At 30.1% G+C, this 309-nt stretch carries 1 protein-coding gene; it reads right to left on the bottom strand.

The genetic code is table 11. From position 1 onward, the window contains the following. Window positions 1-192: hypothetical protein (locus tag LS72_RS10640; RefSeq protein WP_138155368.1), on the bottom strand; the 192-nt coding region annotated here is incomplete at its 3' end. Window positions 193-309 lie beyond the last annotated feature (117 nt).

Raw genomic sequence — 309 nt, 5'->3', positions numbered from 1 at the left:
AAAAGCAAAAGCTAATAAAAGAACAGATTTTATAAGTTGTCCTGCATTTTGAACTGCCATTGCAACAGCTTCTAAGACTTGATAAATCATCTTACCATAGCCCCAAGTGTAAATGATATGACTATCAGGTATATTAGTAGCTCCAAATACAAAAGAGCTTACAAGGATAAAAACAAGGAATATTCTTTTCATATTATTTCCTTTTGAATATTTTGAATATTTGTTTAGCTGACATTGTCAAACCAATAGAGGCTATTAAGATTATATTCGCAATAAGGATAGTTATATACACCTGTAATAGTTTGCGAT

Source organism: Helicobacter apodemus (assembly GCF_000765745.2).
Classification (GTDB): Bacteria; Campylobacterota; Campylobacteria; order Campylobacterales; family Helicobacteraceae; genus Helicobacter_D; species Helicobacter_D apodemus.
The sequence above is the reverse complement of the archived record's forward strand: the minus strand, read 5'-3'. Positions and strand labels throughout refer to the sequence as shown.